Below are 20,763 nucleotides of genomic sequence, written 5' to 3' on the forward strand. Positions count from 1 at the left end.
TTAAGAGTGTTGGAGGTAGAGCACTGATTGGGCTAGGGGCCCAAACCGGGTTACCGAACCCAGTCAAACTCCGAATGCCAACGACTTATGCCCGGGAGTCAGACTGCGAGTGATAAGATCCGTGGTCGAGAGGGGAACAGCCCAGACCGCCAGCTAAGGCCCCGAAGTGCACGTTCAGTGGAAAAGGATGTGGAGTTGCAAAGACAACCAGGATGTTGGCTTAGAAGCAGCCACCATTTAAAGAGTGCGTAATAGCTCACTGGTCGAGTGGCTCTGCGCCGAAAATGTACCGGGGCTAAACGTGCCGCCGAAGCTGCGGGATGACCGTTGGTCATCGGTAGGGGAGCGTTCTAAGGGCAGAGAAGCCAGACCGGAAGGACTGGTGGAGCGCTTAGAAGTGAGAATGCCGGTATGAGTAGCGAAAACAGAGGTGAGAATCCTCTGCGCCGAAAGCCTAAGGGTTCCTGAGGAAGGTTCGTCCGCTCAGGGTTAGTCGGGACCTAAGCCGAGGCCGAAAGGCGTAGGTGATGGACAACAGGTGGAGATTCCTGTACCACCTTCTTCCCGTTTGAGCGATGGGGGGACGCAGGAGGATAGGGCGAGCAGGCGGCTGGAAGAGCCTGTCCAAGCCGTGAGGCTGATCCGCAGGCAAATCCGCGGGTCGCTAAGGCCAAGCGGTGACGGCGACGGAGCATTCCGGAAGTCCCTGATTCCACACTGCCAAGAAAAGCCTCTAGCGAGGGAAGAGGTGCCCGTACCGCAAACCGACACAGGTAGGCGAGGAGAGAATCCTAAGGCGCGCGGGAGAACTCTCGTTAAGGAACTCGGCAAAATGACCCCGTAACTTCGGGAGAAGGGGTGCTCTTTCGGGTGAAGAGCCTGGAAGAGCCGCAGTGAAAAGGCCCAAGCGACTGTTTATCAAAAACACAGGTCTCTGCGAAGCCGAAAGGCGACGTATAGGGGCTGACACCTGCCCGGTGCTGGAAGGTTAAGGGGAGCGCTTAGCGGAAGCGAAGGTGCGAACCGAAGCCCCAGTAAACGGCGGCCGTAACTATAACGGTCCTAAGGTAGCGAAATTCCTTGTCGGGTAAGTTCCGACCCGCACGAAAGGTGTAACGACTTGGGCGCTGTCTCAACGAGAGACCCGGTGAAATTATACTACCTGTGAAGATGCAGGTTACCCGCGACAGGACGGAAAGACCCCGTGGAGCTTTACTGCAGCCTGATATGGAATTTTGGTATCGCTTGTACAGGATAGGTGGGAGCCTGGGAAGCCGGAGCGCCAGCTTCGGTGAAGGCGGCGGTGGGATACCACCCTGGCGGTATTGAAATTCTAACCCGCACCCCTTAGCGGGGTGGGAGACAGTGTCAGGCGGGCAGTTTGACTGGGGCGGTCGCCTCCCAAAAGGTAACGGAGGCGCCCAAAGGTTCCCTCAGAATGGTTGGAAATCATTCGGAGAGTGCAAAGGCACAAGGGAGCTTGACTGCGAGACGGACAGGTCGAGCAGGGACGAAAGTCGGGCTTAGTGATCCGGTGGTTCCGCATGGAAGGGCCATCGCTCAACGGATAAAAGCTACCCCGGGGATAACAGGCTGATCTCCCCCAAGAGTCCACATCGACGGGGAGGTTTGGCACCTCGATGTCGGCTCATCGCATCCTGGGGCTGTAGTCGGTCCCAAGGGTTGGGCTGTTCGCCCATTAAAGCGGTACGCGAGCTGGGTTCAGAACGTCGTGAGACAGTTCGGTCCCTATCCGTCGCGGGCGGAGGAAATTTGAGAGGAGCTGTCCTTAGTACGAGAGGACCGGGATGGACGCACCGCTGGTGTACCAGTTGTCCCGCCAGGGGCACCGCTGGGTAGCTATGTGCGGACGGGATAAGCGCTGAAAGCATCTAAGCGTGAAGCCCCCCTCAAGATGAGATTTCCCACCGCGTGAAGCGGGTAAGATCCCTCGAAGATGACGAGGTCGATAGGTCCGAGGTGGAAGCGTGGCGACACGTGGAGCTGACGGATACTAATCGATCGAGGGCTTGACCTAACGAGAAAAGTGGAAGCGCCGCGGTCAGCTCTCGATGCCAAATGTTCTTCACCCGCAGGGGTGCTTGCACCCCGAGGGGGAAGGTTATTTGGCAGAAGAGAGCTAGGCGCTGGAACTGGACAACAAGAAAAGCGGCGGCGAGCCGGAGCTGGACAACGAAAAGCGCAGGCTTGCGGCTTCTTCCGACGGTTATCTAGTTTTGAAGGAATGAACATCCTGTTGACAAATCCAACAGGATGGATATAATAAGGATTGTCCATAAGTTGATGATCATTGCCTAGTGGCTATGGCGGAGGGGAAACACCCGTTCCCATCCCGAACACGGAAGTTAAGCCCTCCAGCGCCGATGGTAGTTGGGGCCAGCGCCCCTGCAAGAGTAGGTCGCTGCTAGGCAAAATGGAAAGCACGTCTTTTCTTTCTTGGGGAGAAAAGGCGTGCTTTTTCATTTATTCGGCTGCTTGACGTTTTATTGTCCCAAAAAAACGGATATTCTATAGCTAGTCTTCCTTCTTCGGTCACTCTTGAAATTTTCCGTAATACATTGTATAGTAAGAGTAAGGTCAAATATAGTCAAAGTCAACAAAGAGGCAATGGGGTGTCCTTGTCAGCGGACGGCCCATCGCCAGGTAGCTTGGTTGTAAGGAAGGTGGTAGGTAGAGTGCCGAACATTTCCGACATTATTGAGCAATATTTAAAGCAAGTGCTCAATATGAGCGACCAAGATATTGTTGAAATTAAACGAAGCGAAATCGCTAATAAATTCCAATGTGTTCCGTCGCAGGTCAACTATGTCATCAATACGAGGTTTACCCTTGAAAGAGGGTACATCGTCGAAAGCAAGCGCGGTGGCGGCGGGTATATCCGCATTATGAAAGTGAAAACAAAGAGTGAAGCACAGCTTATTGACCAGCTGCTCGAGCTGGTCGGCCACCGCATCAGCCAATCGAATGCGGAAGATGTGGTAAAACGTCTCGTTGAAGAAAAGGTAATTTCGGAGCGGGAAGCGAAAATTATGTTAAGCGCTATGGATCGTTCTGTTTTATATATCGATTTGCCCGAGCGGGACGAACTGCGGGCCCGCATGTTAAAAGCGATGCTGACGTCGCTGAAATACAAATAGGGGGAGGGGGAGGCATTGATTTGCCAAGAATGCAAGCAGCGGCCGGCCACGATGCACTTTACGAAAATTGTAAACGGAGAGAAAACGGAGTTCCATCTTTGCGAGCAATGCGCCAGAGAGCATGGCCATATGTTTACGTTCTACGGCAATGATGATTTTTCACTCAACAACTTGTTGGCGGGGCTTCTCAACTTTCAGGCGCCGATGAAAGAGATGACGGCGAACGCGTTTCCGAACCCGGATGTACTTCAATGTGAGACGTGCCAAATGACATACCATCAATTCACACAAATCGGACGGTTCGGCTGCGCTAACTGCTACCGGACGTTTGCCCGCTACTTGCCGCCGATTTTGAAACGGCTCCATAGCGGCAATACGGCTCATTCAGGAAAAATTCCGAAGCGAAAAGGCGGCGTTCTCCATTTGCGCAAGCAACTTGCTGTGTTGAAACAAAAGCTTCAGGAGCTCGTCGCTCGTGAGGAATTCGAGCGGGCGGCCGAGGTGCGCGACCAAATCCGCTCGTTGGAGGATGAACTGCGTCGACGCGGAGAGGAGGATATGTAAGCGGTATGTCGTTCGAGAAGTTTTTCAATACGGCGGTCAGCGCGTGGATGAGCCAAGAGGGGCCGGATTCGGACATCGTCTTAAGCAGCCGCATCCGACTGGCGCGCAATATCGTTGACTTTCGTTTTCCAACGCTGTTTAGCAGTGAAGAAGCGATGCAAATCGTCGCGTTGTTTGAACGGACGTTCGCCCATCGTTCTTACGGAGGGGCAGGCCGCTTCGAGTTGTTGAAAATGTCGGAGCTTCAGCCGATTGAAAAACGGGTATTGGTAGAAAAACACTTAATTAGTCCGCATCTAGCTGAGGATTCGCCGTTTGGCGCTTGTCTGCTTTCGGAAAATGAAGAAATCAGCATCATGATCAACGAGGAGGATCATATTCGCATCCAATGCCTATTCCCGGGGTTGCAGCTTGCTGAGGCGCTCGAGGCGGCGAGCGAATTGGACGATTGGATTGAAGGGCATGTCAACTATGCCTTTGACGAGCGACTAGGCTATTTAACGAGCTGTCCGACCAATGTCGGGACGGGATTGCGTGCTTCGGTGATGATGCATCTCCCAGCGCTTGTCATGACTCAGCAAATCAACCGCATCATTCCTGCCATCAATCAGTTGGGGCTCGTTGTCCGCGGAACATACGGTGAAGGGAGCGAAGCGTTGGGCAATATCTTCCAAATTTCCAACCAGATCACGCTTGGGAAATCAGAGGAAGACATTGTCGCTGATTTGCATACGATCGTCCAGCAACTGATTGCCCAAGAAAGAGCAGCTCGTCAGGCATTAGTGAAAACTTTAGGCATACAATTAGAAGACAAGGTGTTCCGTTCATACGGTATATTGGCCAACTGCCGCGTCATTGAATCGAAAGAAGCGGCGCAATGTCTGTCTGATGTTCGTTTAGGGATTGATTTAGGATATATCAAAAACATCTCGCGCAACATTTTAAATGAGCTGATGATTTTGACGCAGCCGGGATTTTTGCAGCAATATGCCGGCGGGGCGCTTCGCCCGGAAGAACGAGACGTCCGCCGTGCGGCGCTGATCCGGGAGCGTTTAAAGATGGAGGATCGAAGAAAGATGGAGGGTGATGAACGATGATGTTTGGCAGATTTACGGAACGGGCGCAAAAAGTGCTGGCGTTGGCGCAGGAAGAAGCCATTCGCCTCGGCCATAACAATATCGGCACAGAACATATTTTGCTCGGCCTCATCCGCGAGGGCGAGGGGATCGCGGCTAAGGCGCTCATGGCGCTTGGGCTCGGCCCAGATAAAATCCAAAAAGAAGTCGAATCGCTCATCGGCCGCGGCAGTGAAGTGTCGCATACGATCCACTATACACCGCGGGCGAAAAAAGTGATTGAGCTGTCGATGGACGAAGCGCGGAAGCTCGGCCATTCATATGTGGGCACAGAACATATTTTGCTCGGCCTCATCCGCGAGGGCGAAGGGGTGGCCGCCCGCGTGCTGAACAACCTAGGGGTAAGCTTGAACAAAGCGCGCCAACAAGTGTTGCAGCTGCTTGGCAGCAATGAATCGATGTCAGGCCATGGCGGCGGCGCGTCGCATGTGAGCACTCCGACGCTTGACAGCCTCGCCCGCGATTTGACAGCGATTGCCCGCGAAGGTCGGCTGGACCCGGTCATCGGCCGCAGCAAAGAAATTCAGCGCGTCATTGAAGTATTAAGCCGGCGGACAAAAAACAATCCGGTGTTGATCGGTGAGCCGGGCGTTGGGAAAACGGCCATTGCTGAAGGATTAGCCCAACAAATCGTTAATAACGAAGTGCCGGAAACGCTGCGCGACAAGCGGGTTATGACGCTCGATATGGGGACGGTCGTCGCCGGAACGAAATACCGGGGGGAATTTGAAGACCGACTGAAAAAAGTGATGGATGAAATTCGTCAAGCGGGCAACATCATCTTGTTCATCGATGAGCTGCATACATTAATTGGCGCCGGTGGGGCGGAAGGAGCGATCGACGCGTCGAACATTTTGAAACCGGCGTTGGCGCGCGGGGAGCTTCAATGCATCGGCGCGACAACACTCGATGAATACCGGAAATATATTGAAAAAGACGCTGCGCTTGAACGCCGCTTTCAGCCGATTTACGTTGATGAACCGACAGTGGAAGAATCGATCCAAATTTTGAAAGGGTTGCGCGATCGGTATGAAGCGCACCACCGCGTTTCGATTTCCGACGAGGCGATCGTGCAAGCCGTCAAGCTGTCCGACCGCTACATTACCGACCGTTTCTTGCCGGATAAGGCGATCGATTTGATCGACGAGGCTTGCTCGAAAGTGCGCCTTCGTTCGTTCACCGCACCGCCGAAATTGAAAGAACTTGAACAAAAGCTTGAGGAAGTGCGGAAAGAAAAAGACGCGGCTGTGCAAAGCCAAGAGTTTGAAAAAGCGGCGTCGCTGCGCGATATGGAACAGCGGCTGCGTGAAGAACTCGAAGAAACGAAACGAGCGTGGAAAGAAAAACAAGGCCAAGAAAATTTGGAAGTGACCGTCGAAGACATTGCTGCGGTTGTCTCGAGTTGGACCGGCATTCCAGTATCGAAGCTCGCTGAGACGGAAACGGAGCGGCTGCTCAAGCTGGAAGAAATTTTGCATTCGCGTGTCGTCGGCCAAGACGAGGCGGTCAAAGCGGTCGCCAAAGCGGTGCGCCGCGCTCGTGCTGGCCTGAAAGACCCGAAACGCCCGATCGGTTCGTTCATTTTCCTTGGTCCGACCGGCGTTGGGAAAACGGAGTTGGCCCGAGCCTTGGCAGAAGCGATGTTTGGCGATGAAGACGCTCTGATTCGCATCGATATGTCCGAGTATATGGAAAAACACTCGACATCGCGGCTCATCGGGTCGCCGCCGGGGTATGTCGGTTATGAAGAAGGCGGCCAGCTGACGGAAAAAGTGCGTCGCAAACCGTATTCGGTTGTTCTGTTAGATGAGATGGAAAAAGCGCATCCGGACGTGTTCAATATTTTGCTGCAAGTGTTGGAAGATGGGCGGCTGACTGACTCGAAAGGGCGGACGGTCGACTTCCGCAACACGATCATTATCATGACGTCCAACGTCGGCGCCGATGCGCTGAAACGGAATAAGTACGTTGGCTTCAACATTCAAGATGGGAACCAGCAATACAAAGATATGAAAAGCAAAGTGATGGATGAGCTGAAAAAAGCATTCCGTCCAGAGTTTTTAAACCGGATCGACGAAATCATCGTCTTCCATTCGCTCGAAAAAGACCATCTGAAACAAATCGTTCGATTGATGGCCGATACGCTCGTTAAGCGGCTGAAAGAGCAAGACATTGATCTTGAATTGACGGAGGCCGCCATTGAGAAAATCGCCGCCGAAGGGTTCGATCCAGAATACGGTGCCCGCCCGCTGCGCCGCGCCTTGCAAAAGCATGTTGAAGATCGTTTGTCCGAAGAATTGTTAAAAGGCACGATCGCCAAAGGGCAAAAAGTCGTCGTGGATGTCAAAGACGGGGAGTTTGTCGTATTGTCGAAACAGGCGGTCGTGTGAGAGAAGAAAAGGTATGCGGCAGCTTCCTGCCCATGCCTTTTTTTATTGGAAAACTTTACAGAAGGGGTTAAGATCGATGGCGAAGAAGAAAACGAAGTTCGTTTGCCAAGAGTGTGGATATGAGTCGGCCAAATGGCTTGGACGCTGTCCGGGATGCCAAACATGGAATTCGTTTGTTGAGGAAATGGAGCGGGAGAAATCGAATGTGCGCGGCGCATTTCTTCATTCGGAGCAGGCGGGTTCGGTCAAACCAGTCCCGATTACAGCCGTGGAGGCGGTGCAAGAGCCGCGCATCGCAACGAACAGCGCGGAGCTCAACCGCGTGTTGGGGGGCGGAATTGTCAAAGGTTCACTCATTTTGATTGGCGGCGATCCCGGCATTGGCAAATCGACGCTGCTTTTGCAAACATCGGCGCAGCTCGCCGCTCTTGGGCATAGAGTGCTGTATGTCTCCGGTGAGGAATCGGTCAAACAAGTAAAGCTGCGCGCTGAGCGTCTCCATGCAGAGTGCGATCAGCTGTATGTGTTGGCGGAAGCAGATTTGGAATACATTGTGGCATCGGTCGAAACGGTTCAACCCGCTTGTGTCATCATCGATTCGATTCAGACGATGTACCGTACGGACATCTCCTCCGCGCCGGGCAGCGTCGCCCAAGTGCGCGAATGCACGGCCGAGTTAATGAAGCTAGCAAAAACGAAAGGCATTTCTATTTTTATCGTCGGCCATGTGACGAAAGAAGGGGCGATCGCCGGACCGCGCCTACTCGAGCACATGGTGGACACCGTCCTCTATTTTGAAGGAGAGCGCCACCATACGTACCGCATTTTGCGCGCTGTGAAAAACCGCTTTGGCTCAACGAACGAAATCGGCATTTTTGAGATGCGCGACATCGGGCTAAAAGAAGTGGGAAATCCATCGGAAGTGTTTTTGGAAGAGCGGTCGCGCGGGGCGGCTGGCTCGACGGTCGTGGCGGCGATGGAAGGGACGCGGCCGGTGCTCGTGGAAATCCAGGCGCTTGTTTCACCGACAAGTTTCGGCAACCCGAGGCGGATGGCGACGGGCCTTGACCATAACCGTGTGTCGCTGTTGATGGCCGTACTCGAAAAGCGAGTTGGGTTGCTGTTGCAAAACCAAGATGCTTATTTGAAAGTGGCGGGCGGCGTGAAGCTTGATGAGCCGGCAATTGACTTGGCGGTCGCGGTCAGCATCGCTTCGAGCTTTCGCGATCGGCCGACGAATCCGACGGATGTCATTATCGGCGAAGTCGGTTTAACGGGAGAGGTGCGCCGCGTCTCGCGCATCGAACAGCGTGTGCAAGAGGCGATGAAGCTAGGCTTTTCCCGTGTCATTGTGCCAAAAAACAATTTAACGGGCTGGCAGCCGCCAAAAGGCGTTCATGTGATCGGTGTTTCGCATGTGGCCGAGGCGCTTGAGCATACAATAATTTAAACGTTTTTCACCCGCTTTTGCGTTCAAGGGATGCGGCGGGCATGAGGCATGAAAAAACGCGTGTCTCTTGAACGCAGGTGATGGAACTCAATATGAAACTCCTCCACAATATTTCTCAATTTGAGAAACTTTGCAACATCTGTTTCTCTTTTTCCATGGTCCCCATCAGTAAGGGGAAACAGTTGTTTTTCGTCGGCTCTCTTGATTTTTGATCATTTCTAACTGAAAATTCCTTCACCTTCTAAGCGTGAGTGTAGGGTAGAACGTTCACCCATTTGATCTCGGGCATCAATCGTGTCATCAAAGAACAGAACCTTTTGACGTCCATGTACGTAAAACATAACAGGGGGATTCGAAGCGGCTTCAGCGATTGAGCGAGCGGGTGCCGCTTATTGTTACAAGCAGATGACGAATGTTCAAAAACGCTTAAAAATTGCCTTCCAATTGGTTTCAAACATTGGAAACTGTTTATAATGTTAAATAGGGAGGTGAAGATGGGCTGATGGTCAAACGCATTGTGCAATTATTTTTCCTCGCCGTGGGCGGAACGTTAGGCGCCATGTTTTTTCCTGACTTGCTTAAGCTGATGAATGTGAGCGGCATGCCGCTTCTGCATAATTCTTATACGCTGGCGGTGCTGGGGGCAGTCGTTTTCTTTTTGTTGACGTTTTGGCTTGTCGATTATGTGGTCGACATGATTCGCTGGGTGGAGGAAACACTCGTGAAGGCGCCGGCCGCCGACGTGCTGTTTGGCAGTCTCGGGCTGATTTTCGGTCTTATTATCGCGTTTTTCGTTGTCATGCCGTTGCAGTCGTTTCACATTCAAGTATTGAATACGGTGTTGCCGATTTTTTTGACGGTATTGCTCGGCTACTTAGGGTTTCGCGTCGGTTTAAAGAAACGGAATGAGTTGATGAACCTATTTTCCTTGTCCAACCGCATGGCGAAGAAAAAAGGCGGAGAAGCGGAAAACGAATCGTCAAAGGGCGGTGCTGTGAAAATTTTGGATACGAGCGTCATCATCGACGGGCGGATCGCAGACATTTGCCAAACCGGGTTTTTGGAAGGGCCGCTCGTCATTCCGCGGTTTGTGCTCGAAGAATTGCAGCATATCGCCGATTCGTCCGATGTGTTGAAGCGGAACCGCGGCCGCCGTGGCTTGGATATTTTGAACCGCATCCAAAAAGAAATGGCGATGAAAGTGGAAATCCATGAAGCGGATTTCAGCGACGTCCAGGAAGTCGACAGCAAACTCGTCAAGCTGGCGAAGCAGTTGCAAGGAGTTGTCGTGACGAACGATTTCAACTTAAACAAAGTGTGTGAGCTGCAAAACGTGCGCGTTCTCAATATCAATGATTTAGCGAATGCCGTCAAGCCGATCGTCTTGCCGGGCGAGGAGCTGAACGTACACGTCATTAAAGATGGGAAGGAGCATAACCAAGGCGTGGCCTATTTGGACGACGGGACGATGATCGTCGTCGAAGATGGCAAAGAATATATCGGCAAACGGGTTGACGTTTTAGTCACCAGCGTGTTACAAACATCTGCAGGGAGAATGATTTTTGCCAAATTGAAACTGCTACAAAAAGCGTTGTAAAACGAATAGGGGAAACGGCCAATGAATTACGAAGCGATTGTCTTGGCGGCCGGGCGAGGAAAGCGGATGAACGCCGGCATGAACAAGCAATTCCTTGAGCTTGGCGGTGAGCCGCTCATCGTTCGGACGCTGAACGTGTTTGAGCGCGATGAGCGTTGCACACGCATCGTGCTCGTCGTCAACCCAGCCGAGCGAAGCCGATTTGAGCAGCTGCTCGCCCGCTTTCACATTCGAAAAGTCGCCGCGCTTACCGACGGCGGCGAGGAGCGGCAGCATAGCGTCTATAACGGATTGCAGGCGCTCGCGGGGGAGGAGATTATTCTCATCCATGACGGCGCCCGCCCGTTTGTCCGCGTCCGTCATTTGCACGAGCTGGCGGACGCTGCCATTCAATACGGGGCGGCGATCCCGGCGGTGCGGGTGAAAGATACGATCAAAAAAGTAGACGGTTTGTTTGTCGAACAGACGATGGATCGTTCCAGCTTGTGGGCGGTGCAGACGCCACAAGCTTTTCGTCTGTCTTTGATCATGGAAGCGCATGAAGCGGCGAAACAGGCTGGCTATCTCGGCACGGATGACGCCAGCCTTGTGGAGCGAATCGGCAAGCCGGTGAAGATCATAGAAGGGGATTATCGCAACATTAAGCTGACGACGCCGGAGGACCTTTTGTTTGCTGAGGCGATTTTGGCAAGCGGCATGGCCGAATAGATGGGGGTGGAGAGATGTTTCGCATTGGACAAGGGTTTGACGTTCATCAGCTTGTTGAAGGGCGTCCGCTGATCATTGGCGGCGTCACCATTCCGTATGAAAAGGGGCTGCTCGGCCACTCCGATGCCGACGTGCTGCTTCATGCGGTGGCCGACGCCTGCCTTGGGGCGATCGGCGCCGGCGATATCGGGCGGCATTTTCCCGACACAGATCCACGCTTTCAAGATGCCGACTCGGCTGAGCTGTTGGCGCACGTATGGGCGCTCGTCCGGCAGGAAGGGTATAGGCTCGTGAACGCCGACTGCACGATCATCGCACAAAAGCCGAAGATGGCGCCGTATATTGAAGAAATGAGGGCGGTGATCGCTCGGCTGCTGGAAGCCGAGCGATCGCAAGTCAATGTGAAGGCAACGACGACGGAGAAGCTTGGATTTACTGGGCGGGGGGAAGGCATTGCCGCTCAGGCGGTTGTCTTGCTGCAAAAAAGCTAATGGAGCGGCCTTTGGCAACATCATTTGGGAGCCCTCGTTCCTTAATACATAAGCGCTTTGCTCACCGTCCTGGCTAGGAGGTGTAAAGGGGGGCGTCGGCGGCGTGGTGCGGTCTAGGCGAGAGCTGTCTGTTTTGAACTTTGCTGCGATAAACGATACAATAATAAGCACAAGTTTTGATGAAAGTGGAGGGTTTGGATGATGGCAAAAGAGGTGCGCGTACGCTATGCGCCGAGCCCAACCGGCCATTTGCATATCGGCGGGGCGCGGACAGCGCTGTTTAACTATTTGTTTGCCCGCCATCACGGCGGAAAGATGATTGTCCGCATCGAGGATACGGATATTGAACGGAACGTCGAAGGCGGCGAAAAGTCGCAGCTTGAAAATTTAAAATGGCTCGGCATCGATTATGACGAATCGATTGATAAAGATGGCGGCTACGGGCCGTACCGACAAACGGAGCGGCTCGATATTTACCGGAAATATGTGAATGAATTGCTTGAGAAAGGGCATGCGTACAAATGTTTTTGCACGCCGGAAGAGCTTGAGCGCGAGCGGGAGGAGCAGCGAGCGGCTGGCATCGCCGCTCCGCAGTATAGCGGCAAATGCCGCCGCTTGACGCCGGAGCAAGTCGCGGAGCTTGAGGCGCAAGGGAAGCCGTATACGATCCGTCTTAAGGTTCCGGAAGGGAAAACGTACGAGTTTTACGATTTAGTGCGCGGCAAAGTGGTGTTTGAATCGAAAGATGTCGGCGGCGATTGGGTGATTGTGAAGGCGAATGGCATTCCGACATACAATTTTGCTGTTGTCATCGACGACCATTTAATGGAGATCAGCCATGTGTTCCGCGGTGAGGAACATTTGTCCAATACGCCGAAGCAGCTCATGGTATACGAGTATTTCGGCTGGGAGCCTCCGCAGTTCGCGCACTTGACGTTGATCGTCAACGAGCAGCGGAAAAAGCTGTCTAAGCGCGACGAGTCGATCATTCAATTTGTGTCGCAATACAAAGAGCTCGGCTATTTGCCGGAAGCGATGTTCAACTTTTTCGCCTTGCTCGGCTGGTCGCCGGAAGGGGAAGAAGAAATTTTTTCGAAGGATGAACTCATCCGCATATTCGATGTTTCGCGGCTCTCGAAGTCGCCGTCCATGTTTGACACGAAAAAGCTGACATGGATGAACAACCAATATATCAAAAAGCTCGACCTTGACCGGCTCGTCGAGCTGGCCTTGCCGCATTTAGTGAAAGCCGGGCGCCTCCCGGCGGATATGACGGATGAACAGCGGCAATGGGCGCGCGATTTAATTGCTTTGTATCAAGAGCAAATGAGCTACGGGGCGGAGATCGTCCCGCTGTCTGAGCTGTTCTTTAAAGAAGAAATCGACTACGAGGACGAGGCGCGTCAAGTGCTGGCTGAAGAACAGGTGCCGGCTGTGCTTTCCGCCTTCCTTGAGAGCGTGCGTGAGCTTGAGCCGTTTACGGCGGACGAGATTAAAGCGGCCATTAAAGCGGTGCAAAAGGCGACCGGGCAAAAAGGGAAAAAGTTGTTTATGCCGATCCGTGCGGCGGTGACGGGGCAAACGCACGGACCGGAGCTGCCGTTTGCCATTCAGCTGCTCGGCAAACAAAAAGTGATCGAACGGCTCGAGCGGGCGCTCCAAGAAAAATTTTAAGCGGCCTCTACGCACGTTTGCATGATGGATGTGGTATAATAATATAAAATTTCGATGGAACAAGTGCATAAAGAAAAAGCGTTGACGAGGAGAAGTAGGAAGCATCGGCATCCCAGAGAGAGCCGCCTTGGCTGGAAGCGGCTTATGTTCGGTGCTGTCTGAAGTGCGCCTCGGAGCCTCCTTTCGAACCGGAACAGAGACGTTCTGCAGTAGAGGGGAGCGGAGCATCTCCGTTATCGGAATCGAGTGAGCGAAACGGCGCCCCGTTTCGCTAAACAGAGTGGAACCGCGCCAAAAGCGTCTCTGTGTCTTCGGCACAGGGACGCTTTTTTATTCAAGACAACCTAGAGGGATGGAGGGAGGACATCATGTTTAAAACATTAAAAGAGGATATTGAAGTCATTTTTGAGCAAGACCCGGCGGCGAGAAGCTATTTGGAAGTCATTTTAACGTATTCCGGCCTGCATGCCATTTGGGCGCATCGGATCGCCCATGCGCTTTACAAGCGGAAATTTTACTTTCTTGCCCGTTTGATTTCGCAAATCAGCCGCTTTTTCACTGGCATTGAAATCCATCCGGGCGCCAAAATCGGCCGCCGCTTTTTCATCGACCACGGCATGGGCGTGGTGATCGGTGAAACGTGCGAAATCGGCGACAATGTCACCGTCTATCAAGGGGTCACGTTAGGCGGGACAGGGAAAGAAAAAGGGAAGCGGCACCCGACGATCAAGGACAACTGTTTGATCGCTGCCGGCGCGAAAGTGCTTGGTTCAATTACGATCGGGGAAAACTCGAAAATCGGCGCTGGGTCGGTCGTGTTAAAAGACGTGCCGCCCAATTCGACCGTCGTTGGCATTCCGGGCCGCGTCGTTGTGCGCGACGGGGTGAAAGTGAAGAAAGATTTAAACCATACCGACCTGCCCGACCCGATCGCCGACCGGTTCCGGGAGCTTGAAGAGGAAATCGCCCGGCTGAAAAGCGAGCTTGAGGCATTGAAACAACAAGAAAGGAAGAACGAGTATGAGCAACATCCGGCTTTATAATACGCTGACGCGAAAAAAGGAACCGTTTGAGCCGCTGGAGCCGAATAAAGTGAAAATGTATGTGTGCGGCCCGACCGTCTATAATTATATTCACATCGGCAATGCTCGGGCCGCCATCGTTTTTGACACGATCCGCCGCTATTTGGAGTTCCGCGGCTATGATGTGACGTATGTATCGAACTTTACCGACGTCGATGACAAGCTGATCAAAGCGGCCCGAGAGCTCGGCGAGAGCGTCCCGGCGATCGCTGAGCGGTTTATTGAGGCGTATTTTGAAGACATTCAGGCGCTTGGCTGCAAAAAAGCGGACATCCATCCGCGGGTGACCGAAAACATTGATGCAATTATCGAATTCATTCAGGCGCTCATTGACAAAGGATATGCGTACGAAGTCGACGGCGACGTGTACTATCGGACGCGCAAGTTCCGCGAATACGGCAAGCTGTCTCACCAATCGATCGATGAGCTGCAAGCAGGGGCGCGCATCGAAATTGGGGAGAAGAAAGATGATCCGCTCGATTTCGCCCTTTGGAAAGCAGCAAAAGAAGGAGAGATTTGTTGGGACAGCCCGTGGGGGAAAGGGCGGCCGGGCTGGCATATTGAATGCTCGGCGATGGCGCGCAAATATTTAGGTGATACGATCGACATCCATGCGGGCGGTCAAGACTTGACGTTCCCGCACCATGAAAACGAAATCGCCCAGTCGGAGGCGTTGACCGGCAAACCGTTTGCGAAATATTGGCTGCACAATGGGTATTTAAATATTAACAACGAAAAAATGTCGAAGTCGCTTGGCAATTTCGTGCTCGTTCACGACATCATCCGGCGGATCGACCCGCAAGTGCTGCGGTTTTTCATGCTGTCGGTGCATTACCGGCATCCGATCAACTACAGCGAGGAGCTGCTTGAGAGTGCGCGGCGCGGACTCGAGCGCCTGAAGACGGCGTACAGCAATTTGCAGCATCGCTTGCAGGCAAGCACGAACTTAACGGACAATGACGAGGAATGGGTTTCGCGCATTGCCGACATCCGCGCCTCGTTCATCCGTGAAATGGACGATGATTTTAACACGGCGAACGGCATTGCCGTATTGTTTGAATTGGCGAAGCAGGCCAATTTGTACTTGCAGGAAAAAACGACATCCGAGAAGGTCATTCACGCGTTTTTGCGCGAGTTCGAACAGCTGGCGGACGTACTTGGACTCACCTTGAAGCAGGATGAGCTGCTAGATGAGGAAATCGAGGCGTTGATCCAAAAGCGCAATGAAGCGCGGAAAAACCGCGATTTTGCGCTGGCCGACCGCATTCGCGACGAGTTGAGAGCGAAAAACATTATTTTGGAAGACACGCCGCAAGGAACGAGATGGAAACGGGGATAGCACGCGATGATGGCGGAGTTTGAAACGGTCAACAATGTGAAACAGTTAAATGGACTGGCGCTTGCCTATATTGGCGACGCCGTGTACGAGGTGTATGTGCGACGCTATTTGCTTGCTGGCGGCAGCGTGCGGCCGCATGAGCTGCATCGGCGGGCGGTGCGCTATGTGTCGGCGCGGGCGCAAGCGCAAGTGATTTTGGCGTTGCTTGACGAGGGCGTCCTGACCGAGGAGGAAAAGGACATCGTCCGCCGCGGCCGCAATGCCAAATCAGGCACCATCCCGAAAAATACGGATGTGCAAACATACCGGCATAGCACGGCCTTTGAGGCGCTCATCGGTTATCATTTTTTGGTTAATAATGAAAAGCGGGTTGATGAGCTGATCGGCCGTTCGTTTGCCATTATTGAAAGGGAAGAAAGGGCGTTGGAATGATGGACTACATTATCGGCAAAAATCCGGTCATTGAAGCGCTCAAAGCCGGGCGCGACATCAACAAAATTTGGATCGCTGAAGGGGCGCAGCGCCATACCGTCGAACCTGTGCTTGAATGGGCAAAGCGGCGGGGCGTGCTCGTCCAATATGTCCCGAAGCGCAAGCTTGATCAGATGGCTGAAGGAGCTCATCAAGGGGTGATCGCTCAGGCGGCGGCCTACCGCTACTATGAAATCGATGACTTGTTCGCTCGCGCCGCCGAGCGGGGCGAGGCGCCGTTTTTTCTCATCTTGGACGAGCTTGAGGATCCACATAATTTAGGGGCCATCATGCGCACCGCTGATGCGGTCGGGGCGCACGGCCTCATCATTCCGAAGCGGCGTTCGGTCGGGCTGACCCAAACGGTGGCGAAGGCGTCGACCGGAGCGATTGAGCACGTCCCGGTCGCGCGTGTGACAAATTTGGCGCGGACGATTGACGAGTTGAAAGAGCGCGGAGTGTGGGTAGCTGGAACGGATGCGTCGGCTCAAGACGACTACCGCTCGCTCGATGGCACGATGCCGTTGGCGCTCGTAATCGGGAGCGAAGGAAAAGGGATCAGCCGCCTAGTGCTTGAAAAGTGCGATTTCTTGTTCCGGTTGCCGATGCGCGGCCATGTCACCTCGCTCAATGCCTCTGTCGCCGCCAGCCTGCTCATGTACGAGGTGTACCGGAAGCGGCATCCGCTGGGAGAATAGCTAATGAACATTTTGATCGTCGACGGCTATAACATCATCGGAGCGTGGCCGGAGCTGCGCCGGCTGAAAGAAGAGGGCGATCTGGCGGCGGCAAGGGATTTATTGATTGAAAAAATGGCTGACTACAAAGGATTCACGGGGGACCATGTCGTGATCGTATTCGATGCCCACCTCGTGCAAGGAAACGAGAAAAAGTATAAACATTACGACGTCGACGTCATTTTTACAAAGGAACATGAGACGGCCGACGAGCGAATTGAACGATTGGCGAAAACATTGATGAATGCGCGCACAAAAGTGTATGTCGCTACCTCCGACTACACCGAACAATGGACGGTGTTCGGCCAAGGCGCCCTGCGCAAGTCGGCGCGCGAGCTATTGGATGAAGTCGAGGCGGTTGAGCGTGACATTTCCCAAAAAGTAAAAGCGATGCGGCAGCGCACTCCGATCTCCAAAGTCCCGCTAAATGATAGAATTGCTGAAATTTTTGAAAAATGGCGAAGAGGAGAAAAATGAGCGGTTGACGCTGTAAAAATTTGTCCTGTATAATACATGTTAGCGATTGATGCGGTCGGGGGGATCAGCGTGGGGGAATGCTTGAAAGCGATGAAAGAGAAAGATTATCATCAGCTGGACGATGAGCGGCTTGTTGCGCTCGTTCACGAAGGGGATGGGGAAGCACTTGATTTTTTAATCCATAAATATCAAAACTTTGTGCGCGCCAAAGCTCGCTCTTATTTTTTAGTCGGAGCTGATCGGGAAGATATCGTGCAGGAAGGAATGATCGGTCTGTATAAGGCCGTGCGTGATTTTAAGGGGGACAAGCTTTCTTCATTTAAAGCGTTTGCAGAACTTTGCATCACAAGGCAAATGATTACCGCGATTAAAACGGCGACCCGCCAAAAGCATATTCCGCTCAACTCTTACGTTTCCTTGGATAAGCCAATTTATGACGATGAATCTGACCGGACGTTGATGGATGTGTTGTCCGGCACGCAGGTGACGGACCCGGAACAATTGATTGTCAACCGCGAGGAAGTCGATGATATTGAACTAAAGATGGCGGAACTGCTCAGCGACCTCGAGCGGAAAGTGCTCGCTTTGTATTTGGATGGACGCTCATACCAGGAAATTTCCGAAGAGCTGAACCGCCATGTCAAGTCGATCGACAACGCGTTGCAACGCGTCAAGAGGAAGCTCGAGAAATATTTGGAATACCGCGAGATCAGTTTATAGCATCGCAACGTCGCATCAAAAGATGTCATTGACAGCGAAACAGCGAATATGATAAATTTTTATGGACATCTCGCAGGAACGGTGGAATGTTGATGCGCCAAAAAGTGACGCTGGCTTGCGCGCAGTGCGGGAGCCGAAACTATACGGCAACAAAACAAATACGTCTCCTTGGTGAGCGCCTTATGGCCAACAAGTTTTGCTCAACATGCAACAAACATACGATCCATCGTGAAACGAAATAGACGGTGGAGATAGTTTTGAACGATGATGGAGGTTCGAGTGATGCAGCGAGTAATCAACTTTTTAAAAGAAGTCGTACGCGAGCTGAAAAAAGTGAGTTGGCCAAACCGGAAGGAGTTGGTGAACTACACGGCGGTCGTGTTGGCCACGGTGGCGTTTTTCACCGTCTTTTTTGCCGTTGTGGACCTCGGCATTTCTGAGTTGATTCGCCTCGTGTTTGAATAAGCGGGCGAAGGATATGTTATAATGAAAGATAATCGTGCGCGTATGGAACCCGGCAACGGGTTTTTGTTTTGCGCAAAAAACAAAACGAAAACCGCCCTGGGGAGGCTTGTTGATGGAGAAAAACTGGTATGTTGTCCATACATATTCGGGATATGAAAACAAAGTGAAAGCCAATTTGGAAAAACGCGTGGAATCGATGGGAATGCAAGATAAAATTTTTCGCGTTGTCGTTCCGGAAGAGACGGAAACGGACGTCAAAAACGGAAAACGGAAAACGACGAAAAAGAAAGTGTTCCCTGGCTATGTGCTCGTTGAGATGGTCATGACGGATGATTCATGGTATGTGGTGCGCAACACGCCGGGCGTCACGGGATTTGTCGGCTCAAGCGGAGCTGGTTCGAAACCGACGCCGCTTATGGAGGAAGAAGTGAAAATGATCTTGAAGCGGATGGGCATGCCGCTTGCCGAGGTTGACGTGGACTATGAAGTAAATGAAACGGTGCGGATCAAAGAAGGTCCGTTTGCGAACTTTACAGGGAAAATTGAAGCGATTGACCCTGATAAACATAAAGTGAAGCTGCTTGTCGATATGTTTGGGCGCGAAACACGGGTGGAGCTTGAGTTTTCGCAAATAGAAAAAATCTAATGGATAAAGAACTTGCAATTGATAGGGAAAAGTGATACTATTTTAAAGTCAGTATGTCTCTTAAACGGAGACATATGGCGGTGAACTTATACACTTTTGTATAAGGGAGCCGTTTTGTTTTTACGCTGATCCTCTCAACTGAACGGGAGATTAGGAAAACGGCTCAGTAGACCGGAGCCGGATGAGTGGGAGGGGCAATCCCTAATACCACATCACGGACTTAAGGAGGTGTGTCTCGTGGCGAAAAAAGTAATCAAGGTCGTCAAACTGCAAATTCCTGCAGGGAAAGCGAATCCGGCGCCGCCAGTAGGTCCTGCGTTGGGTCAAGCCGGTGTCAATATTATGGCGTTTTGCAAAGAGTTTAATGCTCGCACGGCGGACCAGGCAGGGTTGATCATTCCGGTTGAAATTACGGTTTTTGAGGACCGTTCATTTACATTCATCACGAAAACGCCGCCAGCCGCTGTATTGCTGAAAAAAGCGGCGGGCATTGAATCGGGCTCCGGCGAACCGAACCGCAACAAAGTGGCGACAATTAAACGCGACAAAGTGCGTGAGATCGCTGAGCTGAAAATGCCGGATTTGAATGCGGCGAGCATTGAGGCGGCCATGCGCATGATCGAAGGCACGGCCCGCAGCATGGGCATTGTGATTGAAGACTAAAGCCGGTGCGTCGTTTGTAGGGGAGGTTGCGTCATTGGGCAACCTCTCTCTCCATGAACAAAAACAGCAAGACGGGCCCGATGAATGGGCACGTCCGCTTCTTCGTTTTCGAAAGAAGCGAAGAACGTTCAATGTGGGAGGTTTTTCCGCTAAAACCACAATCGAGGAGGATTTTTCACATGCCGAAAAGAGGAAAGAAATACTTAGAAGCATTGAAGCTCGTCGACCGCTCCAAGGCATACCCGATTGCTGAAGCAATCGAGCTCGTGAAAAAAACGAACATCGCGAAATTCGATGCTACGGTGGAAGTGGCGTTCCGTTTGGGCGTCGACCCGAAAAAAGCGGACCAACAAATTCGCGGCGCCGTCGTCCTGCCGCACGGCACAGGGAAAGTGGCGCGCGTGTTGGTGTTCGCGAAAGGGGAAAAAGCGAAAGAAGCAGAAGCGGCTGGCGCTGACTATGTCGGCGATACAGAATATATCAACAAAATCCAGCAAGGTTGGTTTGACTTTGATGTCGTTGTTGCTACGCCGGACATGATGGGTGAAGTCGGGAAACTCGGCCGCATTTTAGGGCCGAAAGGGTTGATGCCAAACCCGAAAACCGGAACAGTCACGTTTGACGTAGCAAAAGCAGTGCAAGAAATCAAGGCTGGTAAAGTGGAATACCGCGTCGACAAAGCGGGCAACATCCATGTTCCGATCGGCAAAGTGTCGTTTGACAACGAGAAATTGGCTGAAAACTTCGCAGCCGTTTATGAAGCAATTTTGAAAGCCAAACCCGCGGCGGCAAAAGGGACGTACGTGAAAAACGTCACGATTACGTCGACAATGGGCCCTGGCATCAAGGTTGACCCGTCCACGGTTGCTGTTGCACAATGACCGTTGACTTTTGTTTATCCGTCTGTTAAAATGCCATTTGGCTGAACAAATGAATATCATTTGTACCGTAGACAGTAGGTGCCTGTTTGAGGCTTAATTTCCTACCGAGGTATG

Annotated in this window: 20 protein-coding genes, 2 rRNA genes and 2 other annotated features (2 of these 24 cut by a window edge); all 22 genes read left to right on the plus strand. The window is 52.5% G+C overall.

Features of this window, described 5'->3' with window-relative positions; all coding sequences use genetic code 11:
* Positions 1-2,038, plus strand: a 23S ribosomal RNA gene (locus BJQ97_RS00485) (it extends 892 nt beyond the left edge of the window).
* Between the two features lie 276 nt (positions 2,039-2,314).
* Positions 2,315-2,431 (plus strand): 5S ribosomal RNA (gene rrf / locus BJQ97_RS00490).
* A gap of 265 nt (positions 2,432-2,696) precedes the next feature.
* The gene (gene ctsR / locus BJQ97_RS00495) at positions 2,697-3,158 is read left to right on the plus strand and encodes a transcriptional regulator CtsR (RefSeq protein ID WP_160155131.1); all 462 of its coding nucleotides are present in this window, start codon (positions 2,697-2,699) and stop codon (positions 3,156-3,158) included.
* Between the two features lie 15 nt (positions 3,159-3,173).
* Positions 3,174-3,722, plus strand: a complete 549-nt coding sequence (mcsA, locus tag BJQ97_RS00500) for a protein-arginine kinase activator protein McsA (RefSeq protein WP_160155132.1) — start codon at positions 3,174-3,176, stop codon at positions 3,720-3,722.
* 5 nt (positions 3,723-3,727) lie between these two features.
* Positions 3,728-4,819 (plus strand): protein-arginine kinase McsB, encoded by a 1,092-nt coding sequence (gene mcsB, locus BJQ97_RS00505; RefSeq protein WP_160155133.1) that lies wholly within the window; start codon positions 3,728-3,730, stop codon positions 4,817-4,819.
* Complete coding sequence (clpC, locus tag BJQ97_RS00510) at positions 4,816-7,248, plus strand: ATP-dependent protease ATP-binding subunit ClpC (protein WP_011229593.1); 2,433 nt, start codon at positions 4,816-4,818, stop codon at positions 7,246-7,248. The genes mcsB and clpC overlap by 4 nt, the downstream gene beginning before the upstream one ends.
* A gap of 76 nt (positions 7,249-7,324) precedes the next feature.
* The gene (gene radA / locus BJQ97_RS00515; protein ID WP_160155134.1) at positions 7,325-8,698 is read left to right on the plus strand and encodes a DNA repair protein RadA; all 1,374 of its coding nucleotides are present in this window, start codon (positions 7,325-7,327) and stop codon (positions 8,696-8,698) included.
* 502 nt (positions 8,699-9,200) lie between these two features.
* Positions 9,201-10,295 carry a PIN/TRAM domain-containing protein gene (locus BJQ97_RS00520; protein ID WP_160155135.1) on the plus strand — a complete coding sequence of 365 codons (1,095 nt, stop codon included), beginning with the start codon at positions 9,201-9,203 and terminating at the stop codon, positions 10,293-10,295.
* A gap of 21 nt (positions 10,296-10,316) precedes the next feature.
* Complete coding sequence (gene ispD, locus BJQ97_RS00525) at positions 10,317-11,003, plus strand: 2-C-methyl-D-erythritol 4-phosphate cytidylyltransferase (RefSeq protein WP_160155136.1); 687 nt, start codon at positions 10,317-10,319, stop codon at positions 11,001-11,003.
* Positions 11,004-11,017: 14 nt separating this feature from the next.
* A complete protein-coding gene (ispF, locus tag BJQ97_RS00530) occupies positions 11,018-11,494 on the plus strand; it encodes a 2-C-methyl-D-erythritol 2,4-cyclodiphosphate synthase (protein ID WP_160155137.1) in 477 nt (158 codons plus the stop codon).
* A gap of 201 nt (positions 11,495-11,695) precedes the next feature.
* On the plus strand, positions 11,696-13,168 hold the full coding sequence (gltX, locus tag BJQ97_RS00535; protein ID WP_160157506.1) for a glutamate--tRNA ligase: 1,473 nt from the start codon (positions 11,696-11,698) through the stop codon (positions 13,166-13,168).
* Between the two features lie 72 nt (positions 13,169-13,240).
* Positions 13,241-13,476, plus strand: a binding site (T-box leader).
* Positions 13,474-14,211, plus strand: coding sequence for a serine O-acetyltransferase (gene cysE, locus BJQ97_RS00540; protein WP_074043608.1), 738 nt, complete (start codon positions 13,474-13,476; stop codon positions 14,209-14,211). Its footprint overlaps the feature before it by 3 nt.
* Positions 14,189-15,589, plus strand: coding sequence for a cysteine--tRNA ligase (cysS, locus tag BJQ97_RS00545; protein WP_160155138.1), 1,401 nt, complete (start codon positions 14,189-14,191; stop codon positions 15,587-15,589). Before cysE ends, cysS begins: the two co-directional genes overlap by 23 nt.
* A 6-nt stretch (positions 15,590-15,595) precedes the next feature.
* Positions 15,596-16,021, plus strand: coding sequence for a Mini-ribonuclease 3 (locus tag BJQ97_RS00550; protein WP_160155139.1), 426 nt, complete (start codon positions 15,596-15,598; stop codon positions 16,019-16,021).
* Complete coding sequence (gene rlmB / locus BJQ97_RS00555) at positions 16,021-16,758, plus strand: 23S rRNA (guanosine(2251)-2'-O)-methyltransferase RlmB (protein ID WP_201451715.1); 738 nt, start codon at positions 16,021-16,023, stop codon at positions 16,756-16,758. The genes BJQ97_RS00550 and rlmB overlap by 1 nt, the downstream gene beginning before the upstream one ends.
* Before the next feature lie 3 nt (positions 16,759-16,761).
* Complete coding sequence (locus BJQ97_RS00560; RefSeq protein ID WP_160155141.1) at positions 16,762-17,274, plus strand: NYN domain-containing protein; 513 nt, start codon at positions 16,762-16,764, stop codon at positions 17,272-17,274.
* Between the two features lie 36 nt (positions 17,275-17,310).
* A complete protein-coding gene (gene sigH / locus BJQ97_RS00565) occupies positions 17,311-17,994 on the plus strand; it encodes an RNA polymerase sporulation sigma factor SigH (RefSeq protein ID WP_201451643.1) in 684 nt (227 codons plus the stop codon).
* Positions 17,995-18,086: 92 nt separating this feature from the next.
* Complete coding sequence (gene rpmG, locus BJQ97_RS00570; protein WP_160155143.1) at positions 18,087-18,236, plus strand: 50S ribosomal protein L33; 150 nt, start codon at positions 18,087-18,089, stop codon at positions 18,234-18,236.
* A gap of 40 nt (positions 18,237-18,276) precedes the next feature.
* Positions 18,277-18,459 (plus strand): preprotein translocase subunit SecE, encoded by a 183-nt coding sequence (gene secE / locus BJQ97_RS00575; RefSeq protein WP_012820481.1) that lies wholly within the window; start codon positions 18,277-18,279, stop codon positions 18,457-18,459.
* 112 nt (positions 18,460-18,571) lie between these two features.
* On the plus strand, positions 18,572-19,105 hold the full coding sequence (gene nusG / locus BJQ97_RS00580) for a transcription termination/antitermination protein NusG (protein ID WP_012820482.1): 534 nt from the start codon (positions 18,572-18,574) through the stop codon (positions 19,103-19,105).
* Between the two features lie 237 nt (positions 19,106-19,342).
* Positions 19,343-19,768 carry a 50S ribosomal protein L11 gene (gene rplK, locus BJQ97_RS00585; protein ID WP_011229608.1) on the plus strand — a complete coding sequence of 142 codons (426 nt, stop codon included), beginning with the start codon at positions 19,343-19,345 and terminating at the stop codon, positions 19,766-19,768.
* A 179-nt stretch (positions 19,769-19,947) separates the two neighbouring features.
* Complete coding sequence (gene rplA / locus BJQ97_RS00590; protein WP_012820483.1) at positions 19,948-20,649, plus strand: 50S ribosomal protein L1; 702 nt, start codon at positions 19,948-19,950, stop codon at positions 20,647-20,649.
* A 47-nt stretch (positions 20,650-20,696) separates the two neighbouring features.
* Positions 20,697-20,763, plus strand: a sequence feature (ribosomal protein L10 leader region) (it continues 97 nt past the right edge of the window).

It is taken from the genome of Geobacillus sp. TFV-3 (assembly GCF_009901865.1).
GTDB classification, from domain to species: Bacteria; Bacillota; Bacilli; order Bacillales; family Anoxybacillaceae; genus Geobacillus; species Geobacillus thermoleovorans_A.